This window comes from Limimaricola soesokkakensis, from assembly GCF_900172345.1.
GTDB lineage: Bacteria > Pseudomonadota > Alphaproteobacteria > Rhodobacterales > Rhodobacteraceae > Limimaricola > Limimaricola soesokkakensis.
Genome location: NZ_FWFY01000004.1, coordinates 335,123 through 354,721, shown reverse-complemented (window position 1 = coordinate 354,721; position 19,599 = coordinate 335,123). Strand labels below are relative to the sequence as shown.

At 70.4% G+C, this 19,599-nt stretch carries 20 protein-coding genes; 4 read left to right on the top strand and 16 right to left on the bottom strand.

Features of this window, described 5'->3' with window-relative positions; translation table 11 throughout:
• Positions 1-82 precede the first annotated feature (82 nt).
• Positions 83-1,045, top strand: a complete 963-nt coding sequence (locus LOS8367_RS09365) for an acetyl-CoA carboxylase carboxyltransferase subunit alpha (RefSeq protein WP_085896220.1) — start codon at positions 83-85, stop codon at positions 1,043-1,045.
• Positions 1,046-1,106: 61 nt separating this feature from the next.
• On the opposite strand, the gene LOS8367_RS09360 is transcribed toward LOS8367_RS09365, so the two are convergent.
• From LOS8367_RS09360 to LOS8367_RS09345, 4 genes are read right to left on the bottom strand one after another with little or no spacing between them, the layout of a single operon-like run.
• Positions 1,107-1,712 carry a pyridoxamine 5'-phosphate oxidase family protein gene (locus tag LOS8367_RS09360; protein ID WP_085896219.1) on the bottom strand — a complete coding sequence of 202 codons (606 nt, stop codon included), beginning with the start codon at positions 1,710-1,712 and terminating at the stop codon, positions 1,107-1,109.
• Entirely contained in the window at positions 1,712-2,464 is a 753-nt protein-coding gene (locus LOS8367_RS09355) for a lysophospholipid acyltransferase family protein (RefSeq protein WP_085896218.1), read from the bottom strand. The genes LOS8367_RS09360 and LOS8367_RS09355 overlap by 1 nt, the downstream gene beginning before the upstream one ends.
• On the bottom strand, positions 2,461-3,369 hold the full coding sequence (locus LOS8367_RS09350; RefSeq protein ID WP_085896217.1) for a cell division protein FtsX: 909 nt from the start codon (positions 3,367-3,369) through the stop codon (positions 2,461-2,463). The genes LOS8367_RS09355 and LOS8367_RS09350 overlap by 4 nt, the downstream gene beginning before the upstream one ends.
• Entirely contained in the window at positions 3,366-4,040 is a 675-nt protein-coding gene (locus tag LOS8367_RS09345; RefSeq protein ID WP_085896216.1) for a cell division ATP-binding protein FtsE, read from the bottom strand. Before LOS8367_RS09345 ends, LOS8367_RS09350 begins: the two co-directional genes overlap by 4 nt.
• A 166-nt stretch (positions 4,041-4,206) precedes the next feature.
• On the opposite strand from LOS8367_RS09345, the gene LOS8367_RS19470 reads away from it, so the two are divergent.
• Positions 4,207-6,162 (top strand): zinc-ribbon domain-containing protein, encoded by a 1,956-nt coding sequence (locus LOS8367_RS19470; RefSeq protein WP_370737696.1) that lies wholly within the window; start codon positions 4,207-4,209, stop codon positions 6,160-6,162.
• A 12-nt stretch (positions 6,163-6,174) separates the two neighbouring features.
• On the opposite strand, the gene LOS8367_RS09335 is transcribed toward LOS8367_RS19470, so the two are convergent.
• The 5 genes from LOS8367_RS09335 to argH all read right to left on the bottom strand — a co-directional run bounded on the left by LOS8367_RS09335 (position 6,175) and on the right by argH (position 11,950).
• Positions 6,175-8,718: a TIGR02302 family protein gene (locus LOS8367_RS09335; protein ID WP_085896215.1), complete on the bottom strand. Its 2,544-nt coding sequence runs from the start codon at positions 8,716-8,718 to the stop codon at positions 6,175-6,177.
• 70 nt (positions 8,719-8,788) lie between these two features.
• Positions 8,789-10,054, bottom strand: coding sequence for a diaminopimelate decarboxylase (gene lysA, locus LOS8367_RS09330; RefSeq protein WP_085896214.1), 1,266 nt, complete (start codon positions 10,052-10,054; stop codon positions 8,789-8,791).
• A gap of 77 nt (positions 10,055-10,131) precedes the next feature.
• Positions 10,132-10,440, bottom strand: a complete 309-nt coding sequence (locus tag LOS8367_RS09325; RefSeq protein WP_085896213.1) for a DUF2834 domain-containing protein — start codon at positions 10,438-10,440, stop codon at positions 10,132-10,134.
• Positions 10,437-10,565, bottom strand: coding sequence for a hypothetical protein (locus tag LOS8367_RS19370; RefSeq protein WP_278247962.1), 129 nt, complete (start codon positions 10,563-10,565; stop codon positions 10,437-10,439). The genes LOS8367_RS09325 and LOS8367_RS19370 overlap by 4 nt, the downstream gene beginning before the upstream one ends.
• Entirely contained in the window at positions 10,562-11,950 is a 1,389-nt protein-coding gene (gene argH / locus LOS8367_RS09320) for an argininosuccinate lyase (protein WP_085896212.1), read from the bottom strand. Before argH ends, LOS8367_RS19370 begins: the two co-directional genes overlap by 4 nt.
• A gap of 24 nt (positions 11,951-11,974) precedes the next feature.
• Here argH and LOS8367_RS09315 point away from each other — a divergent pair, with 24 nt between their 5' ends.
• The gene (locus LOS8367_RS09315; protein WP_085896211.1) at positions 11,975-12,532 is read left to right on the top strand and encodes a TlpA family protein disulfide reductase; all 558 of its coding nucleotides are present in this window, start codon (positions 11,975-11,977) and stop codon (positions 12,530-12,532) included.
• Between the two features lie 114 nt (positions 12,533-12,646).
• Here LOS8367_RS09315 and LOS8367_RS09310 read toward each other — a convergent pair whose 3' ends face one another.
• The gene (locus LOS8367_RS09310) at positions 12,647-13,216 is read right to left on the bottom strand and encodes a YqgE/AlgH family protein (RefSeq protein WP_165761427.1); all 570 of its coding nucleotides are present in this window, start codon (positions 13,214-13,216) and stop codon (positions 12,647-12,649) included.
• A gap of 117 nt (positions 13,217-13,333) precedes the next feature.
• Here LOS8367_RS09310 and LOS8367_RS09305 point away from each other — a divergent pair, with 117 nt between their 5' ends.
• A complete protein-coding gene (locus tag LOS8367_RS09305; RefSeq protein WP_085896210.1) occupies positions 13,334-14,128 on the top strand; it encodes a protein-disulfide reductase DsbD domain-containing protein in 795 nt (264 codons plus the stop codon).
• Between the two features lie 7 nt (positions 14,129-14,135).
• Here LOS8367_RS09305 and moaB read toward each other — a convergent pair whose 3' ends face one another.
• The 6 genes from moaB to ubiA all read right to left on the bottom strand — a co-directional run bounded on the left by moaB (position 14,136) and on the right by ubiA (position 19,597).
• The gene (moaB, locus tag LOS8367_RS09300; RefSeq protein ID WP_085896209.1) at positions 14,136-14,663 is read right to left on the bottom strand and encodes a molybdenum cofactor biosynthesis protein B; all 528 of its coding nucleotides are present in this window, start codon (positions 14,661-14,663) and stop codon (positions 14,136-14,138) included.
• A 2-nt stretch (positions 14,664-14,665) separates the two neighbouring features.
• Positions 14,666-15,283 carry a LysE family translocator gene (locus LOS8367_RS09295; protein ID WP_085896208.1) on the bottom strand — a complete coding sequence of 206 codons (618 nt, stop codon included), beginning with the start codon at positions 15,281-15,283 and terminating at the stop codon, positions 14,666-14,668.
• Complete coding sequence (locus LOS8367_RS09290) at positions 15,280-16,071, bottom strand: uracil-DNA glycosylase (RefSeq protein WP_085896207.1); 792 nt, start codon at positions 16,069-16,071, stop codon at positions 15,280-15,282. The genes LOS8367_RS09295 and LOS8367_RS09290 overlap by 4 nt, the downstream gene beginning before the upstream one ends.
• 143 nt (positions 16,072-16,214) lie before the next feature.
• Positions 16,215-16,541, bottom strand: coding sequence for a hypothetical protein (locus LOS8367_RS09285; RefSeq protein ID WP_085896206.1), 327 nt, complete (start codon positions 16,539-16,541; stop codon positions 16,215-16,217).
• Between the two features lie 10 nt (positions 16,542-16,551).
• Positions 16,552-18,570, bottom strand: a complete 2,019-nt coding sequence (locus LOS8367_RS09280; RefSeq protein WP_085896205.1) for an OmpA family protein — start codon at positions 18,568-18,570, stop codon at positions 16,552-16,554.
• Between the two features lie 58 nt (positions 18,571-18,628).
• Positions 18,629-19,597 carry a 4-hydroxybenzoate octaprenyltransferase gene (gene ubiA, locus LOS8367_RS09275; protein WP_085896204.1) on the bottom strand — a complete coding sequence of 323 codons (969 nt, stop codon included), beginning with the start codon at positions 19,595-19,597 and terminating at the stop codon, positions 18,629-18,631.
• Between the last annotated feature and the right edge of the window lie 2 nt (positions 19,598-19,599).

Sequence of the window (19,599 nt, the reverse complement as noted above, 5' to 3'; positions counted from 1 at the left end):
CGCGGCGTCAAGCGGCGGCGAGTTGCATGGCCTCGCCCGACGCGTCATATACGGCCTCACGAGCAACCGCAGGGGCCTTTGCATGACCATCTACCTCGAATTCGAGAAGCCGCTCGCCGAGATCGAGGGCCAGGCCGAGGAGCTGCGCGCGCTGGCCCGGCGCAGCCCCGAGATGGATGTCGAGAAGGAGGCCGCGGCGCTCGACCGCAAGAGCCACGACATGTTGGCCCAGCTTTATGGCAACCTGACGCCCTGGCGCAAATGCCAGGTGGCGCGCCATCCCGAGCGGCCGCATTGCAAGGATTACATCGATCGGCTCTTTACCGAGTACACGCCGCTCGCCGGTGACCGCAACTTCGCCGACGACCACTCGGTGATGGGCGGGCTGGCGCGGCTCAACGGCCGTGCCGTGGTGGTGATCGGCCACGAGAAGGGCAACGACACCAAGTCCCGCATCGAGCGAAATTTCGGCATGGCCCGGCCCGAGGGCTATCGCAAGGCGATCCGGCTGATGGATCTCGCGCATCGCTTCAACCTGCCGGTGGTGACGCTGGTCGACACGCCCGGCGCCTATCCCGGCAAGGGCGCGGAGGAGCGCGGCCAGTCCGAGGCGATCGCGCGCTCGACCGAGAAATGCCTGCAGATCGAGGTACCGCTGGTCTCCGTGATCATCGGCGAGGGTGGCTCGGGCGGCGCGGTGGCCTTCGCCACGGCGAACCGCGTGGCGATGCTGGAGCATTCGATCTACTCGGTGATCTCGCCAGAAGGCTGCGCCTCTATCCTGTGGAAGGATGCCGAGAAAATGCGCGAGGCCGCCGAGGCGCTGCGCCTGACGGCGCAGGAGCTTAAGGAGCTGGGCGTCTGCGACCGCATCGTCGCCGAGCCGCTGGGCGGCGCGCATCGCGACGCGAGCGCGGCGATCGATGCTGTGGGCCGTGAGATCGGCAAGATGCTCGACGAGCTGAAGGGCATGGACGGCAAGGCGATCCGCGCCGACCGGCGCAAGAAATATCTCGACCTCGGCTCAAAGGGGCTGGCCGCCTGAGCGCGCCGCCCCTGACCAAACTTGCCTGAATTTAGGGGAGGCCCGGCGAGATAGCCGGGCGTCACCACATGCTGGTCTTCGCCCGCTCCGGCCATTCGGCGTCATAGGCGTCGCCGTCGAAGCCCGCCTTTGCCTCGGCCACCATCTCGCCGATGCTGGGCAGGTCTGCGCTCTCATTGCCGCGGCTCCACAGCTCCGATCGCATCACCGCGCGGGCGCATTGCGGATAGACCTCGGCGACCGTCACCACGATCACCGAGCGCGGATGCTTGCCTTCATGGTCGAAGCGCGCGGTCAGCTCAGGGTCGTCGCTAACCACGGCGCGGCCGTTGACGCGTATGACGCTGGCGGCACCGGGGACGAGGAACATCAGGCTCACCCGCCCGTCGCGGACGATGTTGCGCAACGAATCCATGCGGTTGTTGCCGCGCCAGTCGGGCAGCAGCAGCGTCCGCTCATCGGCGATCCGCACCACCGGGCCATCATCGCCGCGCGGGCTGGCATCGGTGCCCTCGGGGCCGACGGTGCTCAGCACGCAGAACCGCGACGCGGCGATCCAGCGTGCCTGCGCAGGCATCAGCCGGTCGGTCACCTTGTCGAGCGCCGCGCCCGACGGCCGGCGTTCATACAGGGCTTCGAGCGCCTCGATGGATCCGACGATGCGCATCAGCGCTCCTTCACCGCGATGGGAAACCCGGCCTCGGCCATCAACGCATCGGACCGGGTTTCGATCTCGGCTTCGATCCGAGACATGAACTCGGCCGAGGGCAGGCCCGCCGGGATCTCGGGCAGGAACTCGACGATGGCGGTGCCGGGGCGGCGCATCACGCCGCGCTTGGGCCAGAACACGCCGACATTGCAGGCCACCGGCACGCAGGGCTGGTCCAGCTCGCGGTAGAGAGCGGCGGTGCCCATCTTGTAGGGGGCGGCGACGCCCGGTGCGACGCGGGTGCCCTGCGGGTATATGATCAGCTGGCCCGGGTCGTCCCGTCCGGCGCGGACCTCTTCCATCATCTTCTTGATCGCGGCGCCACGGCGGCCCCTGTCGACCGGTACGCAGCCCATGCGCAGTGCGATCTGGCCGAGGATCGGCGCGTAGACCAGTTCCTTCTTCATGATGAAGCGGCCGCGTGGCACCGCGCCGTAGATCAGGATGATGTCGAGGAAGCTCTGGTGCTTGGCCGCGATCATCACCTCGCCGGTGGGGGGCGTGCCGCGTACTTGCGTGCGCAGCCCCAGGAGCACCCGCGCCAGCCAGGTCACGAAGCGGCACCAGCGATGGGCGGCGGCGACCGCGCCGTCGCGGCTGGCGATGGCCCATGGCAGGTAGGCCAGCCCGATCGGCAGCATCGCGGCATAGATCAGCACGCTGAACAGCAGGCTCCTGAGCCAGCGCCACGCATAGGCCAGGCCGTTCATGACTGCCGCTCCAGCATGCGCCGCGCCGCGCCGCGCGTCGCGGCAAAGGCCACGGCGGCGGCCAGTGGCGGGATCAGCGGCAGCCAGAGCCATTCGGCTCCGGAAAAGCCGATGCCGGTGAGCACGCTGCCCCCGTCCTGGACCCCGCCGGGCAGCAGCGCCACCAGGATCGCGCCGATGAAGGTGCCCGCCGCCGCGCCCGACAGCGCCCGCAGCGTGAAGCGGCGCACGAAGGCGCGGGCGATATAGGCATCGCGCGCGCCGACCAGCCGCAGCACCCGGATCACCTGCGCGTTGGCCGAGAGCGCCGATTGCGCTGCGAGCGTGATCATCGCGGCGGTCGAGGCGCCGATCAGCACGATTGCCAGCGCGCCCAGGCCCCGCAGCTTGCCGGCGGCGGCGACCAGCGGCTCGCGCCAGCGGGTATGATCGTCGAGCACCGCGCCGGGCACCTCGGCCTGCAGCCGCGCCCGCAGGCCGGTAGCGTCGTAGCCGCGCCCCTCGGCCTCGATTTCGATCAGCCGGGGGATCGGCAGGGCATCGAGCGGCAGGTCGGGTCCGAACCACGGGGTCAGCAAGGCCTGTTCCTCTTCCTCGGTCAGGGCGCGGGCCGAAGCGATGCCCGGCGTGGTGCGAAGCACCTCCAATGCGGCGGCGGTCTGCGCCGCCATCTGCTCGGCCGGGGCCGAGATGCGCAGCGTCGAGGTCTGCGCCAGCTCGTCCGACCAACGCACCGCGAGCCGCCCCGCCGCAAGCGACAGCGACAGAGCGAAGACGGCGAGCAGCGCCATCGCGGCGGCGGTGAACAGCGTCAGCCGCGCGGTGAAGCCGGTGGGCGGCACGCTGCGATCGGCCTGGGCGTCTCCGGCGAGCAGCGACAGCGCGGTCCAGATCGCGCGCTTCACAGATCGGCCCCCGCCGCGAGGAGTTGCCTGTCCTTGAGCCTAAGCGTGCGCACCGCGACCTGCGCCTTGGCGCTGCGGATCAGGTTCAGGTCGTGGGTGGCGATCAGCACCGCCTTGCCCATGCGGTTCAACTCCACCAGCAGCGCCAGCAGCCGCTGCGACATCTCCCAGTCGATGTTGCCGGTGGGTTCGTCGGCGATGATCACCTCGGGCGACATGATGACGGCACGGGCCAGTGCCGCGCGCTGCCGCTCGCCGCCAGACAGCTCGGGCGGGCGGCGGTCCACGTGGCGCGTCAGCCCGACCCAGGCCAGCAGGTCGGGCAGGTAGGCCGCAGCCTCGTGGTGGCGTCCGGCGACGGTCAGCGGCAGCGCCACGTTGTCGCCAAGCGGCAGATGGTCGAGGAACTGGCAGTCCTGATGCACCACGCCGATGCGGCGGCGGTTGAGCGCGAGCCCGTCGCGGGCCATGCCGGTCGTGGGCTCGCCCCAGAGCGCAACCTCGCCCGATGTGGGCACGAGATCGCCGTAGCATAGCTTCAGAAGCGTCGTCTTGCCGGCGCCGGAGGGGCCGGTGAGAAAGTGGAAAGACCCCGGCGCGAGCGCCAGCGACAGGCCGGAGAACAGCTCTCCGCCGCCGTAACTATAGGCCACGTCCCGAAGCTCGATCACCTGCCGTCCCCCGTTTGCGTCCCCCTTCTGCCCGACCGGGGCCGGGGTTGCAATTGCAGCGCTGCATCATGCGGCGGCGGCCGGATCGCGTGTTCTTGGCGGCGCGGCGCTTGGCCGCTAGGTTGAACCGGCAGTGGCCCTGCCCGGGCGCGAGGGGATGAGACGGATGCGACTGACCTGCCCGAATTGCGGGGCGCAATACGAGGTGGCCCGCGATGCGGTCCCGCCCGAGGGGCGCGACGTGCAGTGCTCGAACTGCGGCGTGACCTGGCTTGCCATGCCGGAACCCGCGACCGAGCCGCAGGGGACGGTGTCGCCGTCCGCGCCGCGCAGCACGATCACGCCGGAGATCGCCGAGATCCTGCGGGCCGAGGCCGAGCGCGAGGCCGCAGCGCGCCGGCGCGACGGCACGGCAGGAGCGCAACCCGCGACCGCGCAGCCGTCGCAACCCAGCGCCAGCCCCTTCGAAGAGGACGACGACGACACCGAGATCGACTTCACCCCGGATGATGGCGGGCTGAACAGGGGCGCGGGGGCCGGCCACCGCCTCGACAGCCGCGAGATCTGGGACGAGGAGGAAGATGACGGCGATTTCGACTGGGCGGGCTTTGCCGCGGCCCAGTCGGCCACGCCGAACGCACCCGCCCCTGAAGCCGAAGCCGCCGAACCGGCCGGGCCGTCCGGCGAGGCGGAAGCGCAAGGGGTAGGCGCCGGCGATGATGCGGCACTTGAAGAGCCCGTTGAGGTCTCGGCGCCGGATGGACCGCCGGTGGAGGCGGCCCAACCCGACACGACCGATGTGCCGGAAGACGCTCGGCTCGATGAGGATGACGACGTCTTCGGCGGGCCGGACATGGAGATGGGCGACGCTGCGTCCCAGGAGCCTAGTTCCGAAGACGAGGACCTAGAGGATGACGGGTCCGATACGGCCTTCGACGAGGGCAGTTTGGAGGACGATCCCACCTCGACCGATCACGATCCGGAGCATGAGGTGACGCCTTTCGCCGCTGTGGACGATCCGGACGACGACGACACCGAGATCGAACAGGATCCGTTCCTCCATAACGAGCCGGAGGCGGAGGATCTCACCGAGTCCGGCCTTCCGGAGGAGGAGGGGGACGATCTGGATGCCGACGACCCCCCCTTCGACCATCCGGCCGAGGACCGGGGCACGCAGCGGCTCGCCGATCTCGCGGCAAATGAGCCGCTGGACGACGACCGCGTCGACAGTGCCCATGTCGACGAGGAACCGGTCGAGGACATGCAGCCGGACTGGCAGGCCCCGCCGAGATCGACCGTGACCGAGACCGACGCTTTGGACGAGACCGAAGAGGACGACCCTTTCGGCCGAGCCATGGCGGAGGCCGCAAGAAGCGGTAACGGGCGGGCCGTCGCGTCGCGAGACGAGGAGCCGGAGGATGATCCTTTCGAGAGCGCTCCATATGACGACGACGCGGTCGAGGACACGCGGTCCGAAGGGCACGACGCCCTGAGGCCGGCTGTGACCGAGCGCGAGGCTTTCGACGCGGCGGAGGAGGACGACCCCTTCGCGCGGGTTCTGGCGGAGGTCACGGAGAACGACTCCGACAGGCCGCTCGATGCGCGGGACGAGATGTCGGAGGGCGATCCCTTCGCCGAGTCGCCCGAGGCATCGCGGAGCGACCCGTTCGAGACGGAAACCGAGGCGTTGACCGGCGATGATCCCGACGATGCCCGGCATCGACCGGAGGAGTCGGATACTCAGGACGAATGGGAGGATCCGCATGCGGCGGCCCGGCAACGGGCGGCACTGGCGGCGGCCTCGACCGGGGCGGTGACGCGTCGCGACCTGCTGCCGGATATCGAGGAGATCAATTCCAGCCTGCGCAGCACCTCCATGCGCGGCGGCCCGGCTCGGCCGGTCGAGGCCGAGGACGTGCAGCGCGGCCGAGGCTTCAGGTTGGGCTTCGGGGTGGCGCTGCTCCTCGCAGCGGCGCTGGCGCTGGTCTACTCCCATGCCGAACGTATCGGCATGGCGCTGCCGCCGCTGGCGCCGGCGCTCGACGCCTATGCCGGGGCGGTCGACGCGATGCGGGTCGGGCTCGACAACTGGCTGCGCGGGCTGATCGACGCGCTGGGCTGAGGCCCACCAGGATCAGAACAGGTCGAGCAGCCGCTCGAGATAGTCGCGCTCGGCCTGCGGGCGTTCGCGTTCGGCGGCGCGGCGGCGGATCTCGCCAAGGAGCTCCTCGGCCCGGCGCGCCGGATCGGTGCCGTCGAGCATCGAATCGTCGCTGCCCGCACCACCCCGCTCGGCGGTGTCGCGGCCCAGCGGATCGCGCTGGCCAGCCCCGGCGCCGCGGGTTTCGCCGGCGCCGGGCGTGCCGGGCTCGCCTTCCTCGCCACGCGCGAGCGCCTCGCCGAGATCGCGCGCGGCGCCGCGCAGCGCCTCGGTCGCTTCGGCCTGCCTGTCGATGGCACCCGCCAGATCGTCGCGGCGTAGCGCATCCTCGGCCTCGTCCATGGCGCGACCGGCGCGGTCAAGCGCCTCGCCTGCTCGCCGGGCCGCCTCGCCTTCCAGCCGCGGCAGGGCGCCGCGCTGCCTCGCCAGCTCGTCGCGCAGGGCGCGCTGCCGATCAGCAAGGCTGCCTTCGCCCGGCTGCTGTCCGGCTCCCGGCTGCTGGCCGTCGCCGGGTTGGCCCGGCTGACCCGGCTGGCCCTGGCCCGGTTGACCCGGTTGGCCCTGACCGGGCTGACCCTGTCCCGGCTCGCGACCGTTGAAGCGGTCCTGCAGGTCGCGGAACGCCTCGTCCGACAGATCCTGCTGGTCGCGCAGAGACTCCTGCAGATCCTGCATCGATTGCTGACCCGGGGTGCGCGGGCCGTTGCCACCTTCGCCCTGCGCCACCTGCAGGTTTTCCATCATCCGGTTGAGCTGCTCCATCAGCTCGGCGGCCTCGGCCATCCGGCCCTCTTCCATCAACTCCTGAATCCGGTCCATCAGCGCCTGCAGCTCGTCCTGGGTGACCTGCATGCTCTCGCCCTGTCCGGTCTGCGGCTCGTCGATGCCGTCCTCGGCCGGCTGGGCGTTCTCGGCGAGCATGCGCAGATACTCGTCGGTGGCGGCCCGCAGCTCGTCCATCAGCTCGGCGATCTCGTCGGGGCTGGCGCCGTCGCGCATCGCCTGTGCCAGCCGCTCCTGCGCCCGGCGCAACCGTTCGCGGGCATCGGCCAGAGTGCCGTCCTCGAGCTGCACGGCGAGCTCCCAGAGCGCCTGCGCGATCTCGGCCTGCGCGTCCTCGGACAGCCCGTCCGGCGCGCGGCGCAGCGTGTCGAGCCGACGCAGCGCCACGCGCAGCCGCAGATATGTGGTTTGGTTCGGAAACACCTCGCCGGGGCGGTGCGACACGGCGCGCAGCAGATCGACCACGCGGCCGGCATTGTCGCGCGACCACAGCAGGTCGCGCCGCTGCTCGGCCACGGCGCGCGCCACCGGCTGGAAGAAGCGGCGGCCCGGCAGGGTGGTGGGGTAGGGTTCGGAGGCGCCGGTCTGCCCGGCGGCGTCGGTCACCTGCAGCGTGATCCGCACTGGCATGTTGGCGAAGGGATGCTCGGAGAAGTCACCCGCGAGGATCTCCTCGATCTCGGCCCGGTCACCGGTGAAGGGCATTGGCAGATCGACGGTCAGCGCCGGTCGCGGATCGGGTTCGATATCCAGACCGTGGCGCCGCTCGACCGCCTCGGCATCAAGCGCGATGGTGGCGCTTCCCGAGACCACGCCGTGGTCGTCGCTGGCCCGGAAGGGCAGGGTCATCTGCCCCAGCCCAGCGGTCTCGACCGGTCCTGCGACCGAGACCTGCGGCCGCGCGTCGGGGATCGCCTCGACCTGCCAGGCCGCGCCGCCCGGCCCGTCGATCTCGATCGTCCCGTCGCGGGTGACTTCGAAGGACTGGCTCGGCTCGGAGGCGGCGGGCAGCTCGCCGGTGCGGCCGGATACGGTCTCGGAGAGAGTCAGCGCGCCGATCTTGCCGTATAGCCGCAAGGTGACGGTGCTGCCGGTCGGGACGGTCAGCGGCCCGGGCGGCTGGTCGGGCAGATAGAGTACCGGCTGGCCGGTATGGGCCGGCGGTTCGACCCAGCCTTCCCAGACCGGGCCCTGCGCCAGCGCCTCGCCACCGCCCGGGGTCAGGCCGGCAACGCTGCCAAGCCGCCAGACTGAGCCGAACATCAGCGCCGTCAGCAGGAACAGCAGCGCGATGTAGCGCAGGCCGAAGGGATCGCGCGCCGCGAGATTGAGGTTCGGCCGGGCAGGGGGCGCGTTTTCGCTGCGCGCCCGCATCCGCGCCAGATGCGCGGTCCAGAGCGCCTCGGAGCCCGCATCGCCGCGCCCGGTCGCCTGCGCGTCCCTGAGCGCCGAAACCGGGCGGCCCGGCAGGCTGCGGTCGAGCCGGTCGAGCGCCGCCTCGCGGGAGGGCCAGCGAAACCGCCACAGCCCCCAACCCAGCCCGGCGATCGCGCCGAGGATCGCCAGTACGCCCCAGCCCCAGAATGCCTCGACCGGCAGCCGATCCTGCCAGCCGGCGATCAGCGGCGCCAGCGCCAGCGCCAGCACCGTCCAGAGCGGCCAGAAGGCGCGTAACAGGCGTTCGGCGACCATCCCGGCGCGGGTCAGCGCGACGGGGCGTTTCAGATGCGACAGGGGATCGCGTGTCTCGGTCAGGGTGCCGGTGCTCCGTGCAGCGGTCTGTGGCGCGGTCGGGTCGTCTCCATCATAGCCATTCGGGGATGCTATCGCGCGCGATCATTTCCTCATAGCTAGGCCGACGGCGGATAACCGCGAATTGATCGCCCCTGACCAACACCTCCGGCACCAGCGGCCGGGCGTTGTACTCGCTCGCCATCGCCGCGCCGTAAGCCCCGGCGGAACGGAACGCGACGAGGTCGCCCTCGCCTACGGGGGGCAGTTCGCGGCCCCGCGCGAAGGTGTCGCCGGTCTCGCAGACGGGGCCGACCACGTCCCACGGCCTGGTCTCGGCCCCGGCCTCGGGCTCGATCACCGGGACGATGTCGTGATGCGCGTCATACATCGAGGGGCGAACCAGATCGTTCATCGCCGCGTCGAGGATCAGGAAATCGCGGCCCTCCCCGGACTTGGCGTAGATCACCCGGCTGATCAGCAACCCGGCATTGCCGGCGACCAGCCGCCCCGGCTCGATCTCGATCTCGCAGCCCAGATGGCCGACCGTGCGCCGGATCAGCGCGCCGTAGTCGAAGGGCAGGGGCGGCGCCTCGTTGATCCGCTCATAGGGAATGCCCAAGCCGCCGCCGAGATCGAGGCGGCGGATGTCGTGCCCGTCGGCGCGCAGCGTCTCGGTCAGCTCGGCCACCTTGGTGAAGGCCGCCTCGAAGGGGGCCAGTTCGGTGAGCTGGGAGCCGATATGCACGTCGATGCCGATCACTTCGATGCCCGGCAGCCGGGCGGCCATGGCATAGACCTCGCGGGCACGGGCGATCGGGATGCCGAACTTGTTCTCGGACTTGCCGGTGGCGATCTTGGCGTGGGTCTTGGCGTCGACGTCGGGATTGACGCGGATAGTGATGGGCGCGGTCTTGCCCAGCGACGACACCACCTCGGAGAGCGCCTGAAGCTCGGGCTCGCTCTCGACGTTGAATTGGCGGATGCCGCCCTCGAGCGCCATGCGCATCTCGTCACGGGTCTTGCCGACACCGGAGAAGACGATGCGCTCGCCCGGCACGCCGGCAGCGCGGGCACGGGCGTATTCGCCGCCGGAGACAATATCCATGCCGGCCCCGGCCTCGCCCAGAAGTTTGAGCACCGCGACGTTGCCCAGCGACTTGACCGCGAAGCAGACCAGATGCGGCAGCCCGTCCAGCGCCTCCTCGAACAGCTTCAGATGCCGCAGCAGCGTGGCGGAGGAGTAGACGTAGACCGGGGTTCCGATCTCGGCCACGATCTCCGAGACGGCGACGTCCTCGGCCATCAGCCGGCCGTCACGATAGAGGAAATGGTCCAAGGTCTCGCTCCGCTTGCTGCTCCGCGCCGCCTCTTAGCAGATCGCGGCGCGATCCCAAGCCCCGCGATGCCGCATCCTCAGCCGAGCGGCCGGGTCCGCAGGAACAAGAACAGCGGCAATCCGCAGCCGATGCCGATCAGGAAGGTGGCGGGGATCGCCGCCAGTGCCTCCCAGTTGCGGCGCACCCGTACCTCGGAGAGGATCCAGAGCGTCAGCGCCACGGCGGCGATGGTGGCGTCCCACATCAACCCGGTCGTCGCCGGGTTGGCGCGCCAGGCCGCGAACAGCCCGGACCAGGAATAGCCGTTCTGCGCGAACCAGGCGATGAACCAGCGCGTCGGATGCAGCGCGCCCCAGACCGCGAGCGCCAGCCAGACCCATCTCACGGCGCACCCCCGAGGCGGCGGTCGATCCCGGTCTCGCCATAGCCCAGCACCGCGCCGGGCGCCTCGGGCACGCCGCCCGCACCGCAACCGGCCAGCAACATCAGCGCCAGCAGCGTGAGCTTCACTTGAGCGCGTCCCGCCAGCGCGCGATCTGCGCGCGCACGTTGTCGGGCGCGGTGCCGCCATAGGCGGTGCGCGAGGCGACCGAGTTTTCGACCGTCAGCACGCCGAACACGTCTTCGGTGATGCCCTCGTGCACAGCCTTCATGTCCTCGATCGTCAGCTCCGGCAGGTCGCAGCCCCTTTCCTCGGCCCGCGCGACCAGCGACCCGGTGACGTGATGCGCGTCGCGGAAGGGCAGGCCGAGCTCGCGCACCAGCCAGTCGGCCAGATCGGTCGCGGTGGAAAAGCCCGAGGCCGCGGCGGCACGCAGATTGTCGGGCTGGGCGGTCATGTCGGCGACCATGCCGCTCATCGCCGCGAGCGACAGCATCAGGTTGTCGGCAGCGTCGAAGACCTGCTCCTTGTCTTCCTGCATGTCCTTGCCATAGGCCAGCGGTAGCCCCTTCATCACCGTCATCAGCGCGACGTTTGCGCCCATGATCCGGCCGATCTTGGCGCGGATCAGCTCGGCGGCATCGGGGTTGCGCTTTTGCGGCATGATCGAGGAGCCAGTCGACCAGCGGTCGGACATGGCGACGAAGCGGAACTGCGCCGAGGACCAGATCACCAGCTCCTCAGAGAGCCGCGACAGATGCATCGCGCAGATCGTCGCGGCCGAGAGGAACTCCAGCGCGAAATCGCGGTCCGACACCGCGTCGAGGCTGTTGGCCATGGGGCGGTCGAAGCCAAGCGCCTGCGCCGTCGCCTCGCGGTCGATCGGAAAGGAGGTGCCGGCCAGCGCCGCGGCCCCGAGCGGGCTTTCGTTCATCAGCGCGCGGGCATTGGCGAAACGGGTGCGGTCGCGGCCGAACATCTCGACATAGGCCATCATGTGATGACCCCAGGTGACGGGCTGCGCGGTCTGAAGGTGGGTGAAGCCCGGCATCACCCAGTCGGCTCCGACCTCGGCTTGCCCGAGCAGCGCCTCGATCAACGCGGTGAGCGCGTCCTGCGCGGCGTCGCACTGGTCGCGGACCCAGAGACGCAGGTCGGTCGCGACTTGGTCATTGCGCGAGCGGGCGGTGTGCAGCCGGCCGGCAGGCTCGCCGATCAGCTGCTTGAGCCGCGCCTCGACGTTCATGTGGATGTCCTCGAGCGCGGTCGAGAATTCGAAGCTGCCGCCTTCGATCTCTGACAAGACCGTGAGAAGGCCTTTCCTGATCTCTTCCGCATCCTTAGGCTCGATGATGCCCTGCGCCGCCAACATCGCGGCATGGGCCCGGGAGCCTTCGATGTCCTGCGGCGCAAGACGCCGGTCGTAGCCGATCGAGGCGTTGATCGCCTCCATGATCGCGTCCGGCCCGGCGGCGAAACGGCCGCCCCACATCGCGTTGGAGCTCTCGGTCATCTTTGGGTCCTCGAAGGAAGTCACATGCGCAGCATCGTTCTCATCGGTCTTTACATGGCGGCAACGAGCCTTGCAAACGCCGGCCCCGCCGACATCGAGGCACTGCGCGAAGGCGACATGCGCAAGCTCGCGGTGCATGCCGAACCGCAGCGCGGCTCCGACGTCGCCTTCGAAAGCGAGGAGGGCGGCGAGATCACCTTGGCCGCATACGAGGGCAGGCCGGTGCTGGTGAACTTCTGGGCCACGTGGTGCGCGCCCTGCCGGGTCGAGATGCCACAACTCGCGGCGCTGCAGGACGAGTATGGCGGCGAGGACTTCGAGGTCATCACCATCGCCACGGGCCGGAACGATCCGGCCAGCATGGAGCGGTTTCTCACCGAGATCGGTGCCGAGACCCTGCCGCGCCACAAGGATCCGAGACAGGCTCTGGCGCGCGATTTCGGCGTGCTCGGCCTGCCCGTGACGCTGATCCTCGATGCCGAGGGCCGCGAGATCGGGCGCCTTCAGGGCGAGGCGGACTGGTCCTCGGACAGCGCGCGCGCCATCGTCGAGGCGCTGATTGCCGAAGGGCAGGAGGGCTGAACCGTCGGGATTTGCGTATTTGAAGAACAAAGTAGCCAAGGACTGCGTCACATGGCCACTTTGCTCTGAGAATACGCATGGCGACCGGGCAGGGCCCGGCGTGCCGTTCTCGGGTCAGGCGGTGCCGGAGGTCGGTGACAGGCTCAGCGGATCGATACCGAGCCCCTTGAGCGCGGCGGCCCATTTATGCTCGTTGGCGCGACCGAACACCACGGCGTGCTGCGCTTCGCCGATCAGCCAGCCATTCTGCGCCAACTCGCTCTCGAGCTGGCCGGGGCCCCAGCCGGCATAGCCCAGCGCCAAAAGCGATGATTTCGGGCCGCGCCCATGGGCGATCTCCTCGAGCACGTCGAGCGTCGCGGTCATCGCCGTGCCTTCGTCGACCTGTAGCGTGCCCTGGTCGGAGGTGTAATCCGTCGTGTGCAGCACGAAGCCGCGGCTTTCCTCGACCGGGCCGCCCAGATGCACGCGGATGTCGCGCAGGCCGGGATCGGGCGTGATCTCCAGCTGTTCGAGCAGATCGCTGAACCGCACCTCGGTGGCGGGCTTGTTGACGATCAGGCCCATCGCCCCTTCATCGGAATGGGCGCAGATGAAGATCACCGCGTGATCGAAGCGCGGGTCGCCCATGCCGGGCATCGCGATGAGGAGCTTGCCGCTCAGATCGGGGTTCAGGGCTTTCATGCTTTCAGAATGTGGTGCATGGGCCACGCGATCAAGAGGGGGCACACGTCGCTCTCGCGTCGACGTGACTTTCCTTCGACCCGCGGCCACGGCATCACTGCTGTCATGAACAGCCGAATGCCCCTTTCCCCGCTTGCCGTCCTGATTGCCCTGTCCATTCCCGTGGCGGCCTCCGCCGGGCCGGTCGACGACATCGTCCGGCTGGATCTTCTGCCGGGCTGGCGGACGGCCGAGGGCACGCAGATGGCCGGCTTTCGGATCAGCCTTGCGCCGGGATGGAAGACCTATTGGCGCGCCCCGGGCGAGGCAGGCATCCCGCCCCGGATCGACTGGAACGGCTCGGAGAACGTCGCCGGCGCCGCGTTCCGATGGCCGGTGCCGGAGGTGTTCGAGATCGGCGGCTACGAGACCTACGGCTATTCCGACCAGGTGGTCCTGCCGGTGGAGATCGCGCCCGCGCGGGCGGACGCGCCGATGCGCATCGAGGGACGTCTGGAGATCGGGGTCTGCCAGGAGGTCTGCGTGCCGGTCTCGCTCGATTTCGCGGCCGATTTGCCGCGGACGGAACAGCGCGACCCGACCCTCGCGCTGGCCTTGGCCGACCGGGCGCACACGCCGGCCGAGGCCGGGATCGGACCGGCGCGCTGCAGCGTCGCGCCGACCGACGAGGGGCTGTCGCTCACCGCGACGCTTCCGGCGATGACCGGAGCCCGGGCCGTGGTGGTGGAGACCGGCGACGACGCGCTCTGGGTGGCGCCGGTCGAGATGCGCCGCGACGGCGGTGCCGTCGTCGCCAGCACTCGAATTTCCCATGTCTCAGGCGCCCCGGTGGCGCTCGATCGCTCGGCGCTGGTGCTGACGATGATCGGCGAGGGCGAGGCGGTGGAGTTCAGGGGCTGCGCCCCGGCCTAGGTCCGGATCACTTGCGCCGCAGATGTTCGTCGAGCCGCGGCAAAATCTCCACGAAATTGCAGGGGCGGTGGCGGTAGTCGAGCTGACGCTCGAGGATCTCGTCCCAAGCGTCCCGGCAGGCCGAGGGCGAACCGGGCAGGGCGAACAGGTAGGTGCCCATGGCGACGCCGCCGGTGGCCCGGCTCTGGACGGCCGAGGTGCCGATCTTGTTCATCGAGACGATGGTGAAGACCGTGCCGAAGGCGTCGATCTCCTTTTCGTAGACGTCGCGATGCGCCTCGACCGTCACGTCGCGCCCGGTCAGCCCGGTGCCGCCGGTGGAGATCACCACGTCGATCTGCGGATCGGCGCACCATTTTCGCAGTGTCTCGGCGATGGCGGCGCGGTCGTCGCGCAGCATCTCGCGCGCCGCCAGCACGTGTCCTGCCGCGCCGAGGCGTTCGACCAGCGTGTCACCGGAGCGGTCGTCGGAGGCATCTCGCGTGTCGCTCACCGTCAGGATGGCGATGCGGACGGGCAGGAAATCTCGATCCATGATTAGGCCTTTGGCAGGAGGGCGAGGCGCAGCGCGAGGGCCGCGAAGATCGAGGCCGAGACGCGGCCCAGCCAGCGATTGAACCCCGCCGACCCGGCGAGGCGGCGGCCGATGCCGCCGGCGAGGACGCCGACCGCGCCGTTGACCACCAGCCCGCCCAGCGACAGCACCGCGCCGAGCGCGAGGAATTGCGGCAGCACCGGGCGGGCGGGGTCGGTGAATTGCGGCAGGAAGGCCAGCACGAAGAGGATCACCTTGGGGTTGGTGAGATTGACCGCGAGACCCTGTCGAAAGGCGCGCGCCGGGCGCACGGCCGGGATCTCCGTCGCCGCGCCATCGCCCCGCAGGGCCGTCGCGGCGAGCCAGAGAAGATAGCCGACACCGATCCAGCGGATCGCGTCGAAAAGCCATGGCATCGCCGCCACGGCGGCGCCGAGCCCGAGCCCCGCCAGCGTCACGTGACCCATCACCGCCAGCCCGATGCCGGCATCGGCGGCCAGCGCCGCGCGCGGCCCGCCGCGCAGGCCCTGGCCCAGACAGAACATCATGTCGGCGCCCGGCGTCAGGTTGAGCGCGAGCGCCGCCGGAAGAAATGCCAGCAGCACGAGGGGATCGATCATGCCATGCCCCCGTCGAGCCGTGTTTTCAGGGCCAGAAGGTCGGCCCAAGCTTCGCGCTTGGCCACCGGGTTTGCGATCAGATGCGCGGGCGAGAAGATCGGCAGGGCCGGTCGGCCCGAAAGCTCGGTCCAGCGACCGCGCAGACGGTGCAGCCCGCCGCCCTTGATCAGCGCGGCGCAGGCGACCGAGCCCATGATCACGACGACATCCGGATCGGCCAGCGCGACATGCCGGTCGAGGAAGGGCCGCATCATCGCGAGATCCTTGGGGTCGGGGGCGCGGTCGCCCGGGATCCGCCAAGGCAGCACCGGCGCCATGTAGACCGCGCGCTCCGCGTCGGGCGCCTCGGCGGAGAGGCCGATGGCGGCGAGCATCCGCTCCAGCAGCACGGCGGCGGGGCCGGCCACCGGCGTGCCGGCGCGGTCCTCCTCGCGATGCGGCGGATCGAGCAGCAACATCACGCGGGCACCGGCCCGGCCGGCCGCGAAGACGAAGCTGCGCGCGCCGCGCCGCAGGTCGCAGGGTTCGAATCCCTCCATCGCGGCGGCGAGCGCTTCGAGATCGGGCGCGGCCTCGGCGGTGGCATGGGCCAGCGCCACCGGATCCGGCTCCTCGATGCGGACCGGCCCGGGGGCGGCAGCCGCGCCGGGTGCAGGGGTCATGGCAGGGCGGGTATCGGTGAGCGTATAGCGGTCGAGCGGCGCGTCGAGCATCGCCTCGTCCGCCCCCATCTCGATCTGCCAGTCGAGCAGCGCCCGCGCGCTCCAGTAATCCAGTGCCGATTCCATGGGGCGCAGGCTATGCCGGATCGCGCCGGGATGGCAGGGGGCGAATGGGCCCGATGAACGGTGCGCCGCCCCTGTTCATCTTTCTCCAAATACGCATGGCGACCGCCCCGACGCCGGCGCGCCGGCTCGGCCTTCCGGGTGCCTCAGCCGACGTTGTGACGTTCGATCCAGCCGCGCAGATCCTCGGCCTCGTGGCGCGCCTCGCGCAGCGCTTCCATGGCGGCGCGCAGCTCGGCCTCGGACTGCTTGAGCTGGCCGGTCAGCTCGGCCTCGCGCTCCTCCACATAGGAGATCGCCTGATCGCGCGTCTCCTCGGCTTCGTGCAGCGCCTGCGCCATTCGGTCCAGCTCACCGATATCGGCGCGGGTGACGCGGGTGAAGCGGTTCACCAGCCAGCTGGCGAACCAGCCTAGCGCGAAGGCGGCGAAGAGGATGACCGCCGTGGCGATGATGAACTCGGTTCTGTTCACGTCCCTGTCCCTACTCGTCTTCCTCGTCTGAGGGTCGTGCCCTCGGCCCGGTTCCGGGCTTTTCCATCGGCTGCGGCCCGGCGGCCGTATCGTCGTCCGTCCCGGTCTCGGCTTCCGTATCGGCCTCGCCATCCGCCTCCGCCCCGGCTTCGGTCTCGGCCTCGTCTTCAGTCCCGTCTTCGGTCGCGGCCTCGTCTTCAGTCCCGTCTTCGGTCGCGGCCTGCGCGCCCGAAAGGCGGAACTCGATACGGCGGTTGGCCTCGCGGCCCGCCGAGGTGCCGTTGTCGGCGATCGGATCTGCTTCGCCATAGCCCACCGCGGTGAAACCCGCCACCGGTACGCGGGCCCGGCGCAGCGCCTCGACCACCGCGTCGGCGCGCTCCTGGCTCAACTCGAGGTTCATCTCATCGCGGCCCTGGCTGTCGGTATAGCCCGCCACCTCGATCTCGAGCTCCGGGCAGCGGCGCACGATCTCGGCGATGTCGTCGATCACCGGGCGCGCCTCGGCGGTGATCGAAGCCGATCCCGCGTCGAAAGTGATCTTGGTATCTGCGGTCACGAAGGCGATCTGGCGCAGGCATTCCTCGGGCGAGGGCAGGCCGGCGATCGGGTCGAGCTCCTCGCGATAGCTCACATCGATGTCGAACTTGGCGCCCTGGCCGAGCTTTTCGGCCATCAGCCCGGCGATGTCGGCGGCGGCGCTCTTGCGGCCGGTCAGCCCGCTGACCGCGACATTGTCCGGACCGACGGCGAGGCGGCCCTCGGAGAGAAGCGACAGCGCATCGAGACCGGTCAGCACCCGCACCGACCAGTCGCCCGGCAGCCCATCGGTCACCCGCGTCGCCACGGCGAGGCCGTCGCCGCCGAAGCGGGCCCGGGCGAAGTTCTCGACCGTGGTGCTGGCCAGCTGGTCGGGCAACCGGCCGCTCAGGCGCAGCGCCCCGTCCTCGGCGAGGACGGCGTTGAATTCGGGGGCGCCTTCGGGACGCGCCTCGGGCGCCTCCGGCAGCACCGCCTCGAGCGCGAAGAAATCGGGCAACTCGGTTTCGAGCTGCGCCGCCACGCGGTCGAAAGCGGCGGCATCGGTGCCCTGCGCCGCGACCAGCGAGACGTCGGCATCCGAGAAGGTGACGCTGCCGCCGCCTATATCGGCCAGCGCGGCGATGGCGCGCGAGACCGCCTCGCCCCATTCATCCGAGGGCACGCCCAGCCCGAGGATGCAGTCGATCTCGCCCGAGGCGCCGGCCGCCTCGGCAGCGGCGATGATGGCAGCCTGGGCTTCGGTGGTGTCGGCCGAGCAGGCGTCGAAGCGGGCGCCGTCCTCGTCGATCACGAAACGGGCGGTGAAGGGGGTAATCACCGGGCGCGGCGCCGAGATCCGCAGCGCCAGGCGCACGGTGTCGGGCTTGAGCCGCGCCAGCTCGCTCTCCAGCTTGCGCTGCGCCTCGGGGCTTTCCGAGATCGCCTCGACCCGGACCCGGCCGGGCCGCACCGAGAGCTTGGAATGCGGCAGCGTCTGCAACGCCCGGCCAGCATAGCGCAGCGCCGAAGCCCAGTGCTCGGGCACCGGGTGGTCCGCGACGTCGAGCAGGTCGGTCACCGGCAGCCCGTCGGCGGCGCGCTCCATCTCGGCGATCAGCGCCGCGCGGTCGGTACCGGCCGGGATCAGGCCGATCAGCGACACGCCGCTGTCGTTGCGCAGGATCTCGACGGCGAAATCGGGCGGCGGCGGCGTCTCGGCCTCGACCACCCGCATGTTGTCGATCACCCGGCTCGCATCGACCACGCCGCCCGCCGCCGACATCGCCCGGAATCGGATCGCCTCGGTCGGAGCGGCGCCTTCGATCACCACCTGCAGCCCGTCGGCCTGCACGCTGGCCCAGTCGTAGCCCTGCGCGGCGAGCGCGGCGCGAACCTCGCTGGCCGAGACATCCTCGACCACGGCGACGGCGGTGCGCGCGGCGATGACCGAGACTCCGCCGGCAAGGGCGAAGGCGGAAATGACGGCGGCTATCGGAGGGAGGCGCATCTGGGGTCCGGGTCTGTGGCGGCCCGCGCCTTCTAGAGCGCAGGGGATGCCAGATCAATCACAGCGCCAAGGCGGCGGCGGAAAACAGCACGGGCAGGAGCCCGGCATCGCGGTTCGAACGGAACAGCCGCAGCAGCCCGGCATTGTCGGCAGGATCGAAGCGCGCCAGCTGCCAGACCATGTGCCATCCCATCGCCCAAGGCCCGCCCAGCGCCACCACCAGCGACAGCACCGACCGGTCTCGCGCGGCCAGCAGCACCGCGAGCCCCATCAGCAGCACCGTGGCCACCAGAAAGCCGCGCAGCCAGATCCGGGAGCGGTCGCCGAACAGGCGGGCGGTCGATTTCACGCCGATCAGCGCGTCGTCCTCGGCATCCTGATGCGCGTAGATCGTGTCGTAGAACAGCGTCCAGGCGATGCCCGATAGATAGAGCGCCACCGGCGCCCATGACAGCGACCCGGTGAGCGCCGCCCAGGCCAGCAGCGCGCCCCAGTTGAAGGCGAGGCCCAGAAATACCTGTGGCCACCAGGTGAAGCGCTTGGCGAAGGGATAGATCGCCACCGGCACCAGCGAGGCGACGCCGAGCCAGATCGCGGCCCAGTCGAAGGTGAGCAGGATCACCAGCGACACCAGCGTCTGCGTCGCCATCCAGATCAGCGCCTGCATCACCCGAACCTGTCCCGAGGGGATCGGGCGAGAGCGGGTGCGCGCGACCGAGCCGTCGATATGTCGGTCGGTCACGTCGTTCCAGGTGCAGCCCGCGCCGCGCATCAGGAAGGCGCCCAGTGCGCAGCCGATGGCGATCCACGCGCCCTCGAGCCCGAAGCCGTCCATCGCGAGCGCCGCCAGCAGCAGCCCCCACCAGCAGGGCAGCAGCAGCAGCCAGGTGCCGATCGGTCGGTCGGCGCGGCTCAGCCGCAGATAGGGGCGGGTGCGGCGCGGCGCGAGACGATCCACCCAATTGCCGCGCGGCGCATCCGCGACGCTGCCCTCTTCGGCCTCTGGCATCCGATCCGCCGCTTTCATAT